The 15,175-nt window shown below is 62.0% G+C and carries 13 protein-coding genes; 7 read left to right on the top strand and 6 right to left on the bottom strand.

Annotated features, from left to right (window positions below; all coding sequences use genetic code 11):
* Positions 1 to 26: 26 nt before the first annotated feature.
* A complete protein-coding gene (locus DWF74_RS00215; RefSeq protein WP_102865115.1) occupies positions 27 to 587 on the bottom strand; it encodes a carboxymuconolactone decarboxylase family protein in 561 nt (186 codons plus the stop codon).
* Between the two features lie 104 nt (positions 588 to 691).
* Between DWF74_RS00215 and DWF74_RS00210 the strand changes: the two genes are divergently transcribed.
* Positions 692 to 1,603: an AraC family transcriptional regulator gene (locus DWF74_RS00210; RefSeq protein WP_102865116.1), complete on the top strand. Its 912-nt coding sequence runs from the start codon at positions 692 to 694 to the stop codon at positions 1,601 to 1,603.
* Between the two features lie 17 nt (positions 1,604 to 1,620).
* On the opposite strand, the gene DWF74_RS00205 is transcribed toward DWF74_RS00210, so the two are convergent.
* The 5 genes from DWF74_RS00205 to DWF74_RS00185 are packed head-to-tail and all read right to left on the bottom strand — an operon-like array spanning position 1,621 to position 5,397.
* The gene (locus tag DWF74_RS00205) at positions 1,621 to 2,292 is read right to left on the bottom strand and encodes a methionine ABC transporter permease (protein ID WP_115579989.1); all 672 of its coding nucleotides are present in this window, start codon (positions 2,290 to 2,292) and stop codon (positions 1,621 to 1,623) included.
* Positions 2,289 to 3,266: a methionine ABC transporter ATP-binding protein gene (locus DWF74_RS00200; RefSeq protein WP_115579988.1), complete on the bottom strand. Its 978-nt coding sequence runs from the start codon at positions 3,264 to 3,266 to the stop codon at positions 2,289 to 2,291. Before DWF74_RS00200 ends, DWF74_RS00205 begins: the two co-directional genes overlap by 4 nt.
* Positions 3,263 to 4,072, bottom strand: a complete 810-nt coding sequence (locus tag DWF74_RS00195; protein ID WP_102865119.1) for a MetQ/NlpA family ABC transporter substrate-binding protein — start codon at positions 4,070 to 4,072, stop codon at positions 3,263 to 3,265. Before DWF74_RS00195 ends, DWF74_RS00200 begins: the two co-directional genes overlap by 4 nt.
* A gap of 29 nt (positions 4,073 to 4,101) precedes the next feature.
* The gene (locus tag DWF74_RS00190) at positions 4,102 to 5,139 is read right to left on the bottom strand and encodes an isopenicillin N synthase family dioxygenase (RefSeq protein WP_115579987.1); all 1,038 of its coding nucleotides are present in this window, start codon (positions 5,137 to 5,139) and stop codon (positions 4,102 to 4,104) included.
* 42 nt (positions 5,140 to 5,181) lie between these two features.
* On the bottom strand, positions 5,182 to 5,397 hold the full coding sequence (locus tag DWF74_RS00185) for a TOBE domain-containing protein (protein ID WP_102865121.1): 216 nt from the start codon (positions 5,395 to 5,397) through the stop codon (positions 5,182 to 5,184).
* A gap of 224 nt (positions 5,398 to 5,621) precedes the next feature.
* Here DWF74_RS00185 and DWF74_RS00180 point away from each other — a divergent pair, with 224 nt between their 5' ends.
* From DWF74_RS00180 to DWF74_RS00155, 6 genes are all read left to right on the top strand, one after another.
* Entirely contained in the window at positions 5,622 to 6,443 is an 822-nt protein-coding gene (locus DWF74_RS00180) for an aldo/keto reductase (RefSeq protein ID WP_115579986.1), read from the top strand.
* Between the two features lie 204 nt (positions 6,444 to 6,647).
* Complete coding sequence (locus DWF74_RS00175; protein WP_115582394.1) at positions 6,648 to 9,482, top strand: ATP-binding protein; 2,835 nt, start codon at positions 6,648 to 6,650, stop codon at positions 9,480 to 9,482.
* Entirely contained in the window at positions 9,469 to 10,659 is a 1,191-nt protein-coding gene (locus DWF74_RS00170) for an EAL domain-containing response regulator (RefSeq protein ID WP_102865123.1), read from the top strand. The genes DWF74_RS00175 and DWF74_RS00170 overlap by 14 nt, the downstream gene beginning before the upstream one ends.
* Positions 10,660 to 10,768: 109 nt before the next feature.
* Positions 10,769 to 14,008: a hybrid sensor histidine kinase/response regulator gene (locus tag DWF74_RS00165; RefSeq protein WP_115579985.1), complete on the top strand. Its 3,240-nt coding sequence runs from the start codon at positions 10,769 to 10,771 to the stop codon at positions 14,006 to 14,008.
* A gap of 74 nt (positions 14,009 to 14,082) precedes the next feature.
* A complete protein-coding gene (locus DWF74_RS00160) occupies positions 14,083 to 14,730 on the top strand; it encodes a response regulator (protein WP_102865251.1) in 648 nt (215 codons plus the stop codon).
* 26 nt (positions 14,731 to 14,756) lie between these two features.
* Entirely contained in the window at positions 14,757 to 15,170 is a 414-nt protein-coding gene (locus DWF74_RS00155; RefSeq protein ID WP_102865125.1) for a TIGR03067 domain-containing protein, read from the top strand.
* Positions 15,171 to 15,175 lie beyond the last annotated feature (5 nt).

Genomic DNA, 15,175 nt, shown 5'->3' with positions numbered 1-15,175 from the left:
CGCCGTTGGATAACCGGCGCCTTGAATCATTGACCTTGGGCCGACCAGCGATACTGGGCCAGCTCGGGGTTCAGTTCGGTCCCGGCGAACACATTGGCAAAATTGCACAGGGTCGCCAGGCTGATGCCCAGGATCACTTCCAGGGCGTTGCCTTCGCTGTACCCTGCGGCCTTGAACCGGGCATAGCCCTGGTCGCTGACCTTGCCCCGGGTGGCGATCACTTCCCGGGCGAAGGCCGCCAGGGCTTCCAGACGGGCCTCAGGCAAGCTGCTCTGCTCACGCAGGGCGCTGACCACCGGGTCCGGGAGTTTGGCCTTGTTCAGGGCCACCGCGGTATGACCTGCGACACAGAAATCGCAGCCATGGGTGGTGGCGGCGATCAACTGCACCACCTCCCGCTCCGCCAGGCTCAGATCAGCCTTGGCGTTGAGGCCCGAGACCGTGACGTAGGTCTCCAGGGCGGCCGGGGCGTTGGCCAGGATGCCCAGCAGGTTGGGAATGTAGCCGGAATTTTTCAGGGCATTTTCAAGAAATGGCCGGGCGGCTTCTGGGGCGCTGTGCAAGGTGTGTAGAGTGACGCGGGACATGGAGTGGACTCCTGGTATGTAGGTGTGCGTCAAGTCTGTTGGTTATAAGAATTCCGATCCATATTCTAAAGTAGCGATTACTTGCTCCTGAGTGTTTCCCTTAGATGATTTCATCAAGCCCCTTGGTTGATTGGTTATTAGAAGGCCTGGAACTGGATGCCAGCCTGTTTCATGTCGGGCGTTACTGCGGTGGCTGGCACGCCAGCACCCAGGGGCTGGCCCGGGCCAGTTTCCACCTGATCGTCCAGGGCCATTGCTGGCTGCACATCGATGGCGTGCCCGAGGCGCTGCGCCTGGACGCCGGGGATGCGGTGTTTCTGCTACAGGACCTGGGCTATCGACTGTCCAGCGCCCAGCAGTCCGCAGTGGCGCAACAACTGCCGCGCATGGCCATGACGGCCCTGGATTCCAGCGCCCAGGATGGCGTGGGCCTGGTCTGCGGCTTCTTCCACTTCAAGTCAGGATTGTCTTCGCTGATCATCGACGGCTTGCCGGGCTGGCTGATCCTGCGGGCCGGCGATCCGTCCCTCAGCGCCGCCCGCGCACTGTTCCAACTGATTCTCGACGAGTGCCAGCGCACCCCGGCACCGTCCTCGGCCTTGCTGGAGCGCCTCAGCCACCTGCTGTTCCTCTATGTGCTGCGCCAACAGGTCAGCGACAACCAGGACCTTGGCGGCCTGGTGGCCCTGGCTCGGCACCCGGGATTCGCCCCGCTGCTGGAACAGTTGATCCAGCAGCCCGGCCAGCCCTGGCCCCTGGAAAGCATGGCGGCCCTGACCGGGCTGTCGCGTTCGGCGTTCTTCAAGCGTTTCAATGAACTGGCCGGGCAGTCCCCGGGACAGGTGCTGCTGGCCCTGCGCATGCGCCATGCCTGCCAGTTGCTCAAGGCCAACCAGACCGTGGAACAGGCGGCGGCGAGCGTGGGTTATCAATCCATCGCCGCCTTCACCCGGGCCTTCACCAAGGCCGTGGGCCTGCAGCCCGGGGCCTATCGCAAGCAGCATGAAGGGCGCTGAGTCGCACCGCACAGGGTTTAACGGCGGTGCGCCAGGGAGCGCACCAGCCTGTCGCCGGCGCTCTGTACTCCCTGCACCAGCAACACCAGGACCAGCACCGTGGCCACCATGATCTGGTTGTTGAAACGCTGATAGCCGTAGCGGATCGCCAGGTCGCCCAGGCCTCCGCCGCCGATGACCCCGGCCATGGAGGAGAAGCCGATCAGCATCACCAGGGTCAGGGTCAGCCCCGCCAGCAGTGCCGGCAAGGCCTCCGGCAGCAGCGCCTTGAAGATCACATGGCCGATATGCCCACCCATGGCCAGGATCGCTTCGATCCGTCCCTTGTCCACCTCATCCAGGGCGTTCTCGACGATCCGTGCAAAAAATGGAAAGGCACCGATGGTGATGGGCACCACCGCTGCGGTGCTGCCCAGGGTAGTGCCTACCACCAGCCGGGTCAGGGGAATCAAGGCGATCAGTAGCACCACAAAGGGCAAGGAACGTCCCAGGTTGACCAGGGTGCCCAGCAGGCGATTGATCCGCGGCATGGGGCGCAGGCCGCCCTTGCGGCTGACGAACAGCAGCACGCCCAGAGGCAGGCCGATCAGCACCGTGAACAGCGAGGCCAGGAGCACCATGTACAGGGTTTCGCCAGTGGCGCTTATCAGCAGTTGCGCCAGTTCCTGCCAATCAATAGTGCGGTTCACAGGCGTTCACTCCGGATGCCTCGCTGGGCCAGGGCCGTCAGCAGTTGCTGGAATTTTCCGTGGTCGGCACCGGCGGCAGCGATGCGCAGGCGCCCTACCCGCCGGCCGCCCACCGACTCGACCCCGCCGGCCAGCACCTTGAGTTCCAGCCCCTGCTGGCGACTCAGTTGCGCAAGCAGCGGCGCGGCACGCTGGTTGTCGAAAAATGTCAGCTCGGCCTCGGGCTGGCTGCCGTTGAACGGCAGGTTGTAGCCCGGCAGCAAGGCGCGACCCAGGGCCGATTGCGGGTCCGCAAGCAATTGGGCAATCGCACCGCACTCCAGCAACCGGCCCTGGGCCAGGGAAGCGGCATGGCTGCAGATGGATTTGACCACCTCCAATTCGTGGGTGATCAGCACGATGGTCAGCCCCAGCTCGCGGTTGATTTGCGCCAGCAGTTGCAGGATCGAGGCGGTGGTTTCCGGGTCCAGGGCGCTGGTGGCTTCATCCGAGAGCAGATAACGGGGACCGGCGGCCAGGGCTCGGGCAATGCCTACCCGCTGCTTCTGGCCACCGGACAGTTGGGAAGGAAAGGCCTGGGCCTTATCACTCAGCCCCACCAGATCCAACAGTTCCAGGACCCGGGCTTGTCGCTGCGGTTTGCCCAGGCCGGCGATTTCCAGGGGCACGGCGACGTTGTCCTGCACCGTGCGTGAATGCAGCAGGTTGAAGCCCTGGAAGATCATGCCGATGCCCTGGCGCTGCCTGCGCAGCTGGCCTTCGGATAGCGTGCCGAGGTCCTGGCCATCGATCAGGATGCGCCCGCTGCTGGGGCGCTCCAGCAGGTTCAGGCAACGCAGCAGGGTCGACTTGCCGGCACCGCTGCGGCCGAGAATGCCGTAGACCGCGCCGTCGGGAACCGTCAGTGACACCCGATCCAGGGCCGGCGGCTGGCCTTCGCCATAGACCTTGCTGACCTGCTCCACCTGGATCATGGCTGGCGGCCCGCGACCGGGATCACCGAGCCCTTGTAGGACTCGGTGATGTACTTGGCCACTTCAGGAGAACCCAGGTCCTTGGCCAACTGCCGAATGCGGGGGTCGTCCTGCAGTTGGGGGGTGGTCACCAGGATATTGGCGTAGGGGTTGTGTTCGGCCTGCTCCAGCCCCAGGGCATCCTTGGCTGGCACCAGGCCCGCTTCCAGGGCGTAGTTGCCGTTGATCACCGCTAGGTCGACATCTTCCAGGGCCCGGGGAATCTGCGGTGATTCGATTTCCAGAATCTTCAACTGCCTGGGGTTGTCGGCGATGTCCTTGGGGGTGGCCTGGTCACGGGCCGGATCGCTGAAGCCGGGCTTGAGGCGGATCAGCTGGTAACTCTGCAACAGGTACAGGGCGCGGCTCAGGTTGGTGACATTGTTGGGCACCGCCACTGTGCCGCCCTGTGGTACCTGATCGAAGCTCTTGTGCCGCTGGGAGTAGATGCCCAGGGGTTCGATGTGCACGCTGGCGGCCACCGCGAACGGCTGGCCCAGGGCCTGTTCCTGGGACTTGAGATAAGGCAGGTGCTGGAAGTAGTTGGCGTCCACATCGCCGTGGGCCAACAACTCATTGGAGTTCACGCCGTTGGGAATCTCGATGATCTGCAATGCCAGTTGCGGGTCGAGCTTCTGCACATAAGCGAGGATCTGCGCGTGGGGTACCGGGTCTGCCGCGACCCGCAACGGCTGTGCGGCAACCGCCGGCAGGAGGTGACCCAGGCTGGCCAGCAGCGCCAGGGCAAACAGGTTCTTGTTCAACATGGTTATGTCCTTGGGTCGGCGAATCGGGGTCAGGCACTCAGGGCCTTGGGGACCAGGGCATCGGGGTAGAAGCGCTGGGCGACATCGGGGTGGGAACGCAGGCGGCCCTTGAGGTAGTTCCAGCCCACTTCACGAAACAATGGATTGTCCGGATCGCTGGCCGGGCCCCGGGCTTCCTGCAACAGGGCTGCAGGCAAGGGGTACAGCGGCACGCGGGCGTCCAGTTGGGCGCCGAGGAAAAAGGCAATCGACAAGCGATCGCGGTCCGCCGGTGGCGAGAGCACCCGGTGCACCGTGGCCCGCAGGTAGCCGTGGGTGGCCAGTTCCAGTAGCTCGCCGATATTTACCACCAGGGTGTTGTCCCTGGGGAGTGCGTCGATCCAGCGGCCCTCTTGCACTTCCACCTGCAGACCGGCCTGCTGGTCCTGCAGCAAAAAGCTGAGGAATCCGGAATCCTTGTGGGCGCCTACGCCCTGGTTGCTTTGTCCCGGGGCGTGGCCGGGATAGCGGATCAGCTTGATATGTTCATTGGGCCGCTCGCCGTACAAGGGATCGAAAGCATGCTCCGGCAATGACAGGGCCTGGGCAAAACCTCGCAGCAGGCGCAGCGACATGCCGGTCATTGCCTGCTGCCACTCCAACAACAGGGGCTTGAAGTGCGGCAACTGTGCCGGCCACTGATTGGGACCTTGCAGGCGGGCCCAGGGTGGACTTTGCGGGTCCAGCGGCAAGGCCTGGCGTTCGGCACCCAGGTCGAACTGCTCGCGCAGGTCCGGCTGGCCTCGGGTGATCTCCGAGGCCGCGCGGTTGTAGCCGCGAAAATGCGGCGAGTGGATCATGCCCACCGCCGCCTTGTCGGCGTCGGGCAAGGCAAAGAAGGCCCGGGCCTGATCCTGCACCCGACGCAGCAGGTCACTGTCGATGCCATGCCCGGTGAGGTAGAAGAACCCGACATCCCGCGCCGCCTGGCGCAGGCTCTGGAGAAAGGCCTGGCGCTGCTCCGGGCGCCCCTCCAACTGGCTCAGGTCGAGCACGGGTAACGCGGTGATATCCAGCGAGTGCGGCATGTTTCACTACCCTGTGAATTGATGACGTCCGAGGTGCGTGTCTCAGAGCTTGGCGATGGACACTTCAGTGGACTTCACGAAGGCGATCACTTCACTGCCGATCTTCAGTTCCAGGTCGCGCACCGAGCGGGTGGTGATCACCGAGGTGACAATGCCCGAAGCGGTCTGCACGTCGATTTCCGAAACCACCTGGCCCTCGTGGATCTCCTTGATCACGCCTTTGAACTGGTTGCGTACGTTGATCGCTTGAATGGTCATGCTGAAAATTCCTCTGCTGGCACCGGACTCTGGAATTGAGCGGCTGGTGACAAACATGCACCTTTAGCCAAAGCCTTCAAAGGAATAAATAATTAGAATTTTATTCTTTTTAGGAATATATGATTTCCGCCCTCGCCCTGGGCTTGGCGGGCCTTGACCACCGCCCAAGGCTTTGTTTCCCTGTGCCCTCCCCATCCGACTCGCTACAGATCCCAGGAGGCAGCATGCGCACGCTCGAGCTCGCGGACACTCAGGTTCCGGTCATTGGCCAGGGCACTTGGCGCATGGGTGAGGATCGCCGGCAGCGCGATCAGGAAATCGCCGCGCTGCGCAGTGGAATCGAGCTGGGCATGACCCTGATCGACACCGCGGAGATGTACGGCGAAGGCGGCGCCGAGGAGGTGGTCGGCCAGGCCATTGCCGGGCGCCGCGATCAGGTGTTCCTGGTGAGCAAGGTGTATCCCCACAATGCCAGTCGCAAGGGCCTGCCTTTGGCCTGCGAACGCAGCCTGCAACGCCTGGGTACCGAGGTCATCGACCTGTATCTGCTGCACTGGCGCGGACAGTATCCGCTGGCGGAAACCGTCGAGGCCTTCGAACGGCTGCGCGAAGCGGGCAAGATTCGCCGCTGGGGGGTCTCCAACTTCGACGTGGCTGACCTGGAGGAACTGGATGCACCGGCCTGCGCCACCAATCAAGTGCTGTACAACCTGGAGTCGCGGGGTATCGAGTTCGACCTGTTGCCCGCCTGCCAACAGCGACGGATGCCGCTTATGGCCTATTGCCCGATCGGCCAGGGTGGCGCCTTGCTGGCCGAACCGGTATTGCAGCAGATTGCCCGGAACCACGGGGTTACCTCAGCCCAGGTGGCCCTGGCCTGGTTGCTGCGCCAGGACCAGGTGCTGGTGATTCCCAAGGCAGTGCGCCCGGCGCACCTGCGGCTCAACGCCCAGGCCGGTGAACTGCAACTGGAACCCGAGGACCTGCAAGCCCTGGATCAAGTGTTTACTCCGCCCCGGCGTAAACAGCACCTGGAGATGGTCTGAAACCGCTGTAACGGAATAAGAAACTCTCGATTTCAGGAAAATTTACAAAAGACTAGTTGCAAGAAAATGGCTGAGAGGAAAGTTGCTGTTTCAGACGAACAACTAAGTTCCAGATAAACATAAACACCACAAAGCTACTTTGCACCCAGCTATTTAAGAATTGTCTGATCCCTGGTTGGCATGCCCCACAATTACAGTTGGCGGATGAGATTAAAAAGCTACCTGCATCAGATCAATCCCCTTTTTTCCAGTCCTGAAGCAGCCCGTCGGCTGCTTCGTGTAGTGGCGCTGATTTTTTTGATCGGCCTGCTGGGTGCCGTTTACAACTTCTTGCGTTCAAGTATCAGCAACGAGTTGTCACAACGGCGCAGCTACATGAGCAGCGCCATTGCCGAAGCCCAGACTTTCTTCACCAGCCGTGAAGCCCTGCTGGAAAGCCTGAGCCTGTCCGCCGTACACAAATCCCGGCAGAACGAGGCCTACGAGCCCAGTGCCGACGCGGCGGAGGAAATCCACTTGCATCTGGGTGGGCCGCAGGGAAACCAATGGTCGATCTGGCTTACCCAGCGCATGCGCGACTATCTCAAAAGCAAACAGCTGAACCTGCTGTATGTCTCCGGCGGCGAGCCATCCCAAGTGCAACGGCTGTTCAGTACCCAGCCTGAATCGGCGTATCTGCCCGGATCGCTGCTGGCCAAATTGGCCACGCTGAAGTTCTCCGAAGTCCCGCCGGGTGAAGAGTTGTGGCTGATGGATCACTCCTCGGGCACTGCCCTGCTGTACATTTTCACCCGCCTTGACGAGCGCTACGCCAACTCTGGCTGGCTGGGTCTGGAGATGGACGGCAAGAGTGTCTCCGCGGCCCTCAGTGACCAGAGCGCCGGGGATTTCATGATGTTCAATTCCCAGGGCGGGCTGATTTTCAGCAGCACCCCCAGCGCACAACTGAGCGAGGACGTGCAGCAGGTCAAGGGCGGCAGCTTCTTCGGCTTTCTCGGCGGCCGCTGGTGGCCCGACCATCTGGTGATCCGCAAGCAACTGGGGTCATCGGACTGGCAACTGGTGTACTCCTTCGACCTGCACAATCTGCTCAAGAGTCTTTGGCCGCAATTGTTTGTAGCCTTGCTCATCAGCCTGTTCGGCATGGCACTGATCGGCTTCTTGACCCACTGGGTCGAGGTGCGCCTGATCGCTCCAGCGCTGGACCGGATCCAGGCCTTGATCGAAAGCGAAGCTTTCAGTCGCGACGTGATCCAGATCGCTCCGGTAGCCCTGTGCGTGCTGCGCCGCAGCGATGGCCGGGTGGTGCTGGAGAACACCCTGTCTCAGCAATGGCTGGGCAATGGCACCGAGCGCGATCAACTCTGTGCCGGCTGGATCGAACAGGCCTTCGATCCCAGCCGCCCCAATAGTTCGGATTACTTTGAAACCGCCGATGGCCGCCATCTCTATCTCAGCTCGGCACCGACCCGCTATAACGGCGAGGACGTGCTGTTCTGTGCCTTCAGCGATATCAGCGCACGCAAGCAGATCGAAGCGGCCCTGGAAGAAGCCAAACGCCTGGCCGATACCGCCAACGAAGCCAAGACGCTGTTCCTGGCCACCATGAGCCACGAGATCCGCACACCGCTGTACGGCGTGCTCGGCACCCTTGAGCTGCTCTCCCGAACCCACCTGGACAACCAGCAGAGGGATTACCTGCGGGCCATCGAAGGCTCCTCCGGTACTCTGCTGCAACTGATTTGCGACGTGCTGGATGTGTCCAAGATCGAGGCCGGGCAGTTGGCCCTGGAGCTCAGTGAGTTCTCCTCCCTGGATCTGGTGCACGAGATCATCCAGGGCTATGCCGCTGCCGCCCACGCCAAGGGACTGCAGTTCTATGCTTGCGTGGACCCGCAGTTGCCGGAAATTCTTCTTGGTGATGTCACACGGATCCGCCAGATCCTCAGCAACCTGCTGAACAACGCAGTCAAGTTTACCGACTCAGGACGTATCGTCCTGCGAGTCCGAGTGGACAGTCGTGACGGCGAACGCAGCAACATCCTCTGGCAGGTATCTGACACTGGCCGCGGCATCGCCCAGGACGACCAGGCGCTGATCTTCGAACCCTTCTACCAGACCGAAGGCAACACCAATGTCATTGCCGGCACGGGCCTGGGCCTGCCGATCTGCCAGCGCCTGACACAGTTGATGAACGGCAACATCCGCATGGTCAGCGAACTCGGACTGGGCAGCAGCTTTACCCTCACCCTGCCCCTGGAAGCCTGCCCCATGGTGTCCCACACCCCGCTGATCAGCCCGCTTTTGCCGGAGATGATCTATGTGGTGTCCCCGGTCCGCGAGCTGGCGGAATCCGTGGCCGGGTGGTTACGTCGCTGGGGCGCCCGGGCCCAGTTCAGCCTGCCCACTCAGTCGGATCGCAGCCGCGGCAACGTGCTGATCGAGCTGCACCCGGGGATCGTCGAACATCGCCTGGAGCCCGATTGGCAGGGCCCTCTGGTGCTCGCCAGTGGTGACGGCCACAACGAACCGCGGATCCGTGGCGGCAGCTGGCAGGTGAACACCAACAACCTGCGGGCGATCCACCAGGCGGTGAGCCAGGCACAGGGCGTCTGGGTGGCCCAGAGCGAGGAACATACCGACAGCCGCGAACTGAAAAAACTCAGCCTGCATGTGCTGGTGGCCGAAGACAACGTGATCAACCAGTTGATCCTCAAGGACCAGTTGGAGGAACTGGGCTGCAGCGTGGAACTGGCCTCGAACGGAGAAGATGCCTTGTCCATCTGGAGAAACGGGCACTTCGACGTGGTGTTGACTGATGTGAACATGCCGAAGCTCAACGGCTATGAACTGGCCAAGGAGCTTCGACGTCAAGGCTGTTCGATCCCGATCATCGGGGCGACGGCCAATGCAATGCGCGGAGAAGAAGAGCTCTGTCTTGCAGCCGGGATGAACCACTGCCTGGTCAAGCCCTTTGCACTAAGAGCGTTGTTCAACTATCTGGCGCCCTATGAAAGAGCCCCTCATGAAGTCCTGTAGCATTTTGATCGTCGAAGATCAGCCGTTTCAGTACATGTACCTGCAACACTTGTTCAACGAGCTGGGGCCTTACCAGCTGGAGGTCGCGAGCAACGGTTCCGAGGCTCTCGAGCGTCTCAAGCAACGGCATTTCGATCTGGTACTGACAGATCTGCTGATGCCTGGCATGGACGGTGTGCAGTTCATCCAGGGTCTGGCCAAGCACCGCGTACGCCCGGCCCTGGCAATCATGAGTGCCTCTTCCCGGCGCATGTTGATGGGCGCCAGCCTGGTGGCTCGAAACCTGGGCCTGCGGGTCATAGGCTTGATTTCCAAACCCGTGAGCCTGGCGGCACTGCGCAACCTCACCGCGCAGCTACCGGAGCTGATCAGCAGCGAGCCGCCGCCAGCGATCTGGGTCGAGTGCAGTACCGAGACCCTGCAACACGCCCTGCGCAACTCGCAGATTCAAGCCTGGTTCCAGCCCAAGAAAGCTCTGAACAACGGCCGCATCGTCGCCGCCGAAGCGCTGGTGCGCTGGATGCACCCGCAACACGGCATGCTGTTGCCCTGCGACTTTCTACCGGAACTCACCGAGGCGGGACTCGAAGAGGAGCTGTTGTGGCTGATCCTCGAACAGGCTCTGGAAGCTCAGGTGCGCTGGCGGGAAGACGGCTATGACATTCCGGTGTCGATCAATCTGCCAACCCACCTGCTCAACAGCGCCGACCTGGCCGATCGACTGCATGACTTCGTGATCCAGCGCCAGGGCATACCCGGCAAGATCTGCTTCGAGCTGATGGAGTGCTCCACTCCGGAACACATCAGCAACTTCTACGCCGGTGCCTGCCGCCTGCGCATCAAGGGTTTCGGCCTGTCCCAGGACGATTTCGGCAAGGGCTACAGCTCCTACATGAATCTGGTGTCGACGCCCTTTACCGAGCTGAAGATCGATCGGGCCCTGGTCCAGGGCTGCCACAACAACGAGGAAATCGCCCAGGCCCTGACCAGCATCATTGCGCTGGGCCGCCAACTGGGCCTGACAGTGGTCGCCGAGGGCGTGGAGAGCGCACAGGAACTGGCCCTGCTGCGCAAAATCGACTGCACCCAGGTACAGGGCTTCCTGATTTCCCACGCGGTGTCCTCGCAACAGTTTCAACAGCTACTGGCCCAAGACGGACCAGCGACCCTGTACTAGCCGATGAGCCCTTTGCTCACCCACGCAACCTTCACTCATCGCTGACGGCCTTGCTTCAGAGAGAGGAATCTCGGAATCGAGGCCCTTATATGCATTTGGGAATTCAGTGATGAAATACCGCGACACCTTCCTGGAGAGTCTCAGTCGAAGCTCGATCCGGTTGAACAAGGGTCTGTTGATTCTCGCGGGCCTGGCGCTGCTGCTGTTTACCCTTCTCTACTGGGCCGCCCAACGCCTGATCAATGAACAGGACAGCACGGTAAAGCTGCATTTCACCGGACTGATGGAAAACATCCAGGAACAAGAGCTGTTCCTCCAGCGCCTGGCCAGCCACCCGTCCATACAGGCATTGCTGGCCGACGAACCCACTGCGCAGTATCTTCAGCAGCCCCTGCCCAGCGAGGGAAAAACCGCTTACGAAGGGCAACAAGCGCCCTATTCGACGCCTTTCAGCCTGAACTTCAATCACCAGCAACTGGCCTCCAGCGAGCTGCCCAAGGTGTTCGCCCTGGGCATGCACCTGTCGACGTTCTACGGTGCCTTCTGGTCCACCTCGCACTATCAAGCACCACGCACCTTCCTCTTCAACACCTTCGGTAACTTCGACATCAGCGTACCCGCAGCGCGGCACACCCGCGGCACTCCCTGGAACAGCGACATGCCCTACAGCAGCGTGGTGGATAGGGTCCTGCAGCACCTGGCGGTGAAGAACAACGACCTTCCGAACAATCAGGTCCACTGGGAGAAATACCATGTGCCGGCCTCGGCGCAGTTTTCCCCCAAGCTGCTGGCCTACATCAGCCTGCATGCAGGGCCGCAACAGTTGCGCACCCAGGGCACGCACGAGTCGATGGTGGTCGCCTCGCTGCTGAACCTGGACGACGTCAATAACATCGAACGCCTCATGAACTGGTCGATTTATGACGACTTCACCCTGATCGAACCTTCCGGCAGCGTCCTCACCGGCTCCCACGTCCGTGCCGACGCCCTGCATGAGGGCCTCAACTTCGGCTGGCAAGGAATGGCCTTCAAGGTGACGAGCCACACCCCGGCACTCTGGACCGGGATCTACAGCATCAGCTACAAGAGCTACTTCGGCTACGCCCTGTGGACCCTGGCCGGCCTGCTGACCCTGGCCCTGGGCGCCTTCTTCAGCGGCTGGGCCGCCAGTCGCTGGTATCGCAACAAGGTAGTGACGCCGGCGCAACTGGCGCACCAGAGCATTGCCGAGAGTGAAGCCTTCAGCCGGGTGGTACTCGACACCGCGCCCACGGGCCTGTGTGTGGTGCGTCGGGAAGACTTCAAAGTGCTGCTGGAAAATCGTCAGGCCGAACAATGGCAAGGCACGACAAAACTGCTGGCCCTGCTGCAGCAGAACCAGCGCTTGATGGACAACGACGAGACCAGCCTCGATGTCGACGGACGCCATTTGCAGGTTGGCCTGGTCTCGACCCGCTACCAGGGCCAGGAGGTGCTGCTCTGCACCTTCAACGACGTCACCCAGCATGTCGAGGACGCCCAGGTACTGGAACAGGCCAGGCGTTCGGCGGACGCGGCCAACGAAGCCAAGACCCTGTTCCTCGCCACCATGAGCCACGAGATCCGTACCCCGCTCTATGGCATGCTCGGCACCCTTGAACTGCTGGGCCTGACCCAACTGGATCCGCGCCAGAGCGATTACCTGCAAACCATCCAGCGCTCCTCCAGCACCTTGTTCCAACTGATCAGCGACGTTCTCGACGTCTCCAAGATCGAATCCGGGCAGATGAGCATCGACCCGGAGGCGTTCTGCCCCCTGGACTTGGTGGAAGATGCCTTGCACGCCTACGCCGCCTTTGCCGAACGCCGCGGGCTGCTGTTCTACGCCTGCATCGACCCGAGCCTGCCGGACCTGATGCTGGGGGACGCCAACCGTATCCAGCAGATTCTCAGCAACCTGCTGAGCAATGCGATCAAGTTCACCGATTGCGGCCGGGTGGTACTGCGCGTCCGGGTACTGGAGCAGGACGCCCGCCAGGCCAGCATCGAATGGCAGGTCACCGATACCGGGATTGGCATCTCGCCCTTGCAGCAACCCCAGTTGTTCGACCCCTTCTATCAGGTCCGCGACGCTTCCAGCGAAGCCGGGGCCGGGCTGGGTCTGACGATCTGCCAGCGCCTGAGCGACATGATGGGCGGGCAGATGCAGGTCATCAGCGAGCCAGGGCTGGGCAGCAGCTTTTCCCTGCGCCTGACCCTGCAACGCCTGCCGGGGACCTTGTCGGGAGCCGAGCCACTGCCCGAAGGGCCGCCTGTGTATGTCCGCGCACCGGTGCCGGAACTGATGAAAAGCACATGCGACTGGCTCAACCGCCTGGGGGTCCAGGCCTATCCGCTGCCCACCAGTTGGGATGACAACCCCCAGAGCAGCGTCCTGATCGACATGCTGCCCCGGGACGCCCAGCCCACCTGGCCCGGCCCCTGCGTCAGTGCCAGTTCCAGCGGTCGTTGGCACGGCAGCAGCTTGCAGCCGGCGCACTGGGAGGTCGACGCCCACGACATCCGTGCCATCGCCCAGGCCGCAGCGCTGGCCCGCCTGGGACAGCCGCTGCATCTGGCACAGCGCGAAGCCGACACCTTGCAAGGCCTGAACCTGAACATCCTGGTGGCGGAAGACAACCCCATCAATCAGGCCATCATCAAGGAGCAGCTGGAGGCCCTGGGTTGCCAGGTAACCCTGGCGGCCAATGGTGAGCAAGCCCTGGAACAGTGGCTGCCGCACCGGTTCGACATCGCCTTGACCGACGTCAACATGCCGGTCATGAACGGCTACGACCTGGCCAGAGAGTTGCGTCTGAGGGAGCCGGAACTGCCGATCATCGGCGTCACTGCCAACGCCTTGCGCGAGGAAGGCCGCCGTTGCCTGGCTACCGGAATGAACAGCTGGATCGTCAAGCCCATGAGCCTGCAGACCCTGCGGGGGCAATTGTCGAAACTCTGCCAGGTGCCCGGCAAAAGCGCCCCGCTCGCTGCCAGACCTGGGTTGCGAAGCGAAAACCGGCCCGTGTCACCGCCCCCCGTCAGAGACCGAATTCAGGTCTCGGAGCGGATGCGACCGCTGTTTCTCAGCACCATGCACGATGACCTGCAACGGCTGGCCAAAGCCCTGGAAACCGGCTCCGGCAAGGCGGCGGCCGAGCGTCTGCACAGTATTGCCGGGGCCATGGGGGCGGTGCAGGCCGGGGCGCTGGCCAGGGCCTGCGCCGAACTGGAGTGCCAATTACTGGAAAGCACCCTGAGCCCGACACTAGTAGCTCAAGTCAGGCAACTGATGCAGCACTTGTCGGAACTCCTGTTGCCCCTTGAATAATGAGTGGCAGGGTTTAATGTACCGTCAGTCTCATGTTTCTTTACTCATTTGCGTATTACACGGGTGTGTTTGCCATGGAAAAACTGAAAGTAGTCATTGCTGACGATCACCCTATTGTCTTGCTGGGCGTACGCGAGTTGATGGAGCGCGACGAACGTTTTGAAATCGTCGGTGAAGCGGTGTGTTCCAAAGGCCTGATCCAGCAATTGGAAGCCAAACAGGTGGACATCGTGATCACCGACTACAACATGCCTGGAGACTCACCCTACGGTGATGGCCTGAAGCTGGTGGAATACCTCAAGCGTAACTTTCCGCACCTGCAGATCCTGATCCTCACCATGATTTCCAACCAACTGATCCTCACCCGCCTGCACGAGTTGGGCGTGGTCGGGGTCATCCAGAAAAGCCAGCTGCACGAAGAGATCCAGACCGCCCTCAAGGCCATCGCGCAAAAAGGCGTCTACCGCAGTCTGGAGCCGGCTTCCAACTCGGTGATGGAATCCAATGTGGCGATCGATGAGCGCATCTCCACCCTGTCGCCCAAGGAGTTCGAAATCCTCCGCTTGTTCGTGTCCGGCAAAAGTGTCAGCGACATCGCCCGCAGCCAGAACCGCAGCTCCAAGACCATCAGTGCCCAGAAGATCTCCGCCATGCGCAAGCTGGAGGTACAGAGCGACCAGGACCTGCTGACCTACTGCATAGGCCGCAATATCTTCAACTGAACGCCCCCACAAGGAGTTGATCGACAATGGATACTGCATCCTCAGCCAGGAGCAACGACTCGCTGGAACTTCAGCGCCTGCAGGGAGCCTGGGAGCAAATCTCAATGGAGGACAGCGGCGTGCTGAATCCGCCGGACGAACACAGTGCGCCCGGGGCCCTGACCCTGATCGAAGGTGATCAGTTTCGCGTGCTGACGGTGGCGGGAGACGTGCTGCTGGCCGGAAGCTTCACCCTCGACAGCAGCACCACCCCCAAGTCGATCACCTGGATCGACTCCATCGGCGCGGATGCGGGCAAGCCCTTGCCCGCCAGCTATGAGCTGACTGAGGACGACTTCGTGTTCATCGCCGCCGATGAAGGCCAACCCCGGCCAACCCGCTTCAGCACCGGGCCGGGCCAGACCCTGCGGCGCTTCGTCCGGGTCCGCCAGGGCCAGTGACCCTC

It is taken from the genome of Pseudomonas protegens, assembly GCF_003363755.1.
In the GTDB taxonomy this organism is placed as follows: Bacteria; Pseudomonadota; Gammaproteobacteria; order Pseudomonadales; family Pseudomonadaceae; genus Aquipseudomonas; species Aquipseudomonas danubii.
Note: the sequence above shows the minus strand (reverse complement) of the source record. Positions and strands in the feature narration are given on the sequence as shown.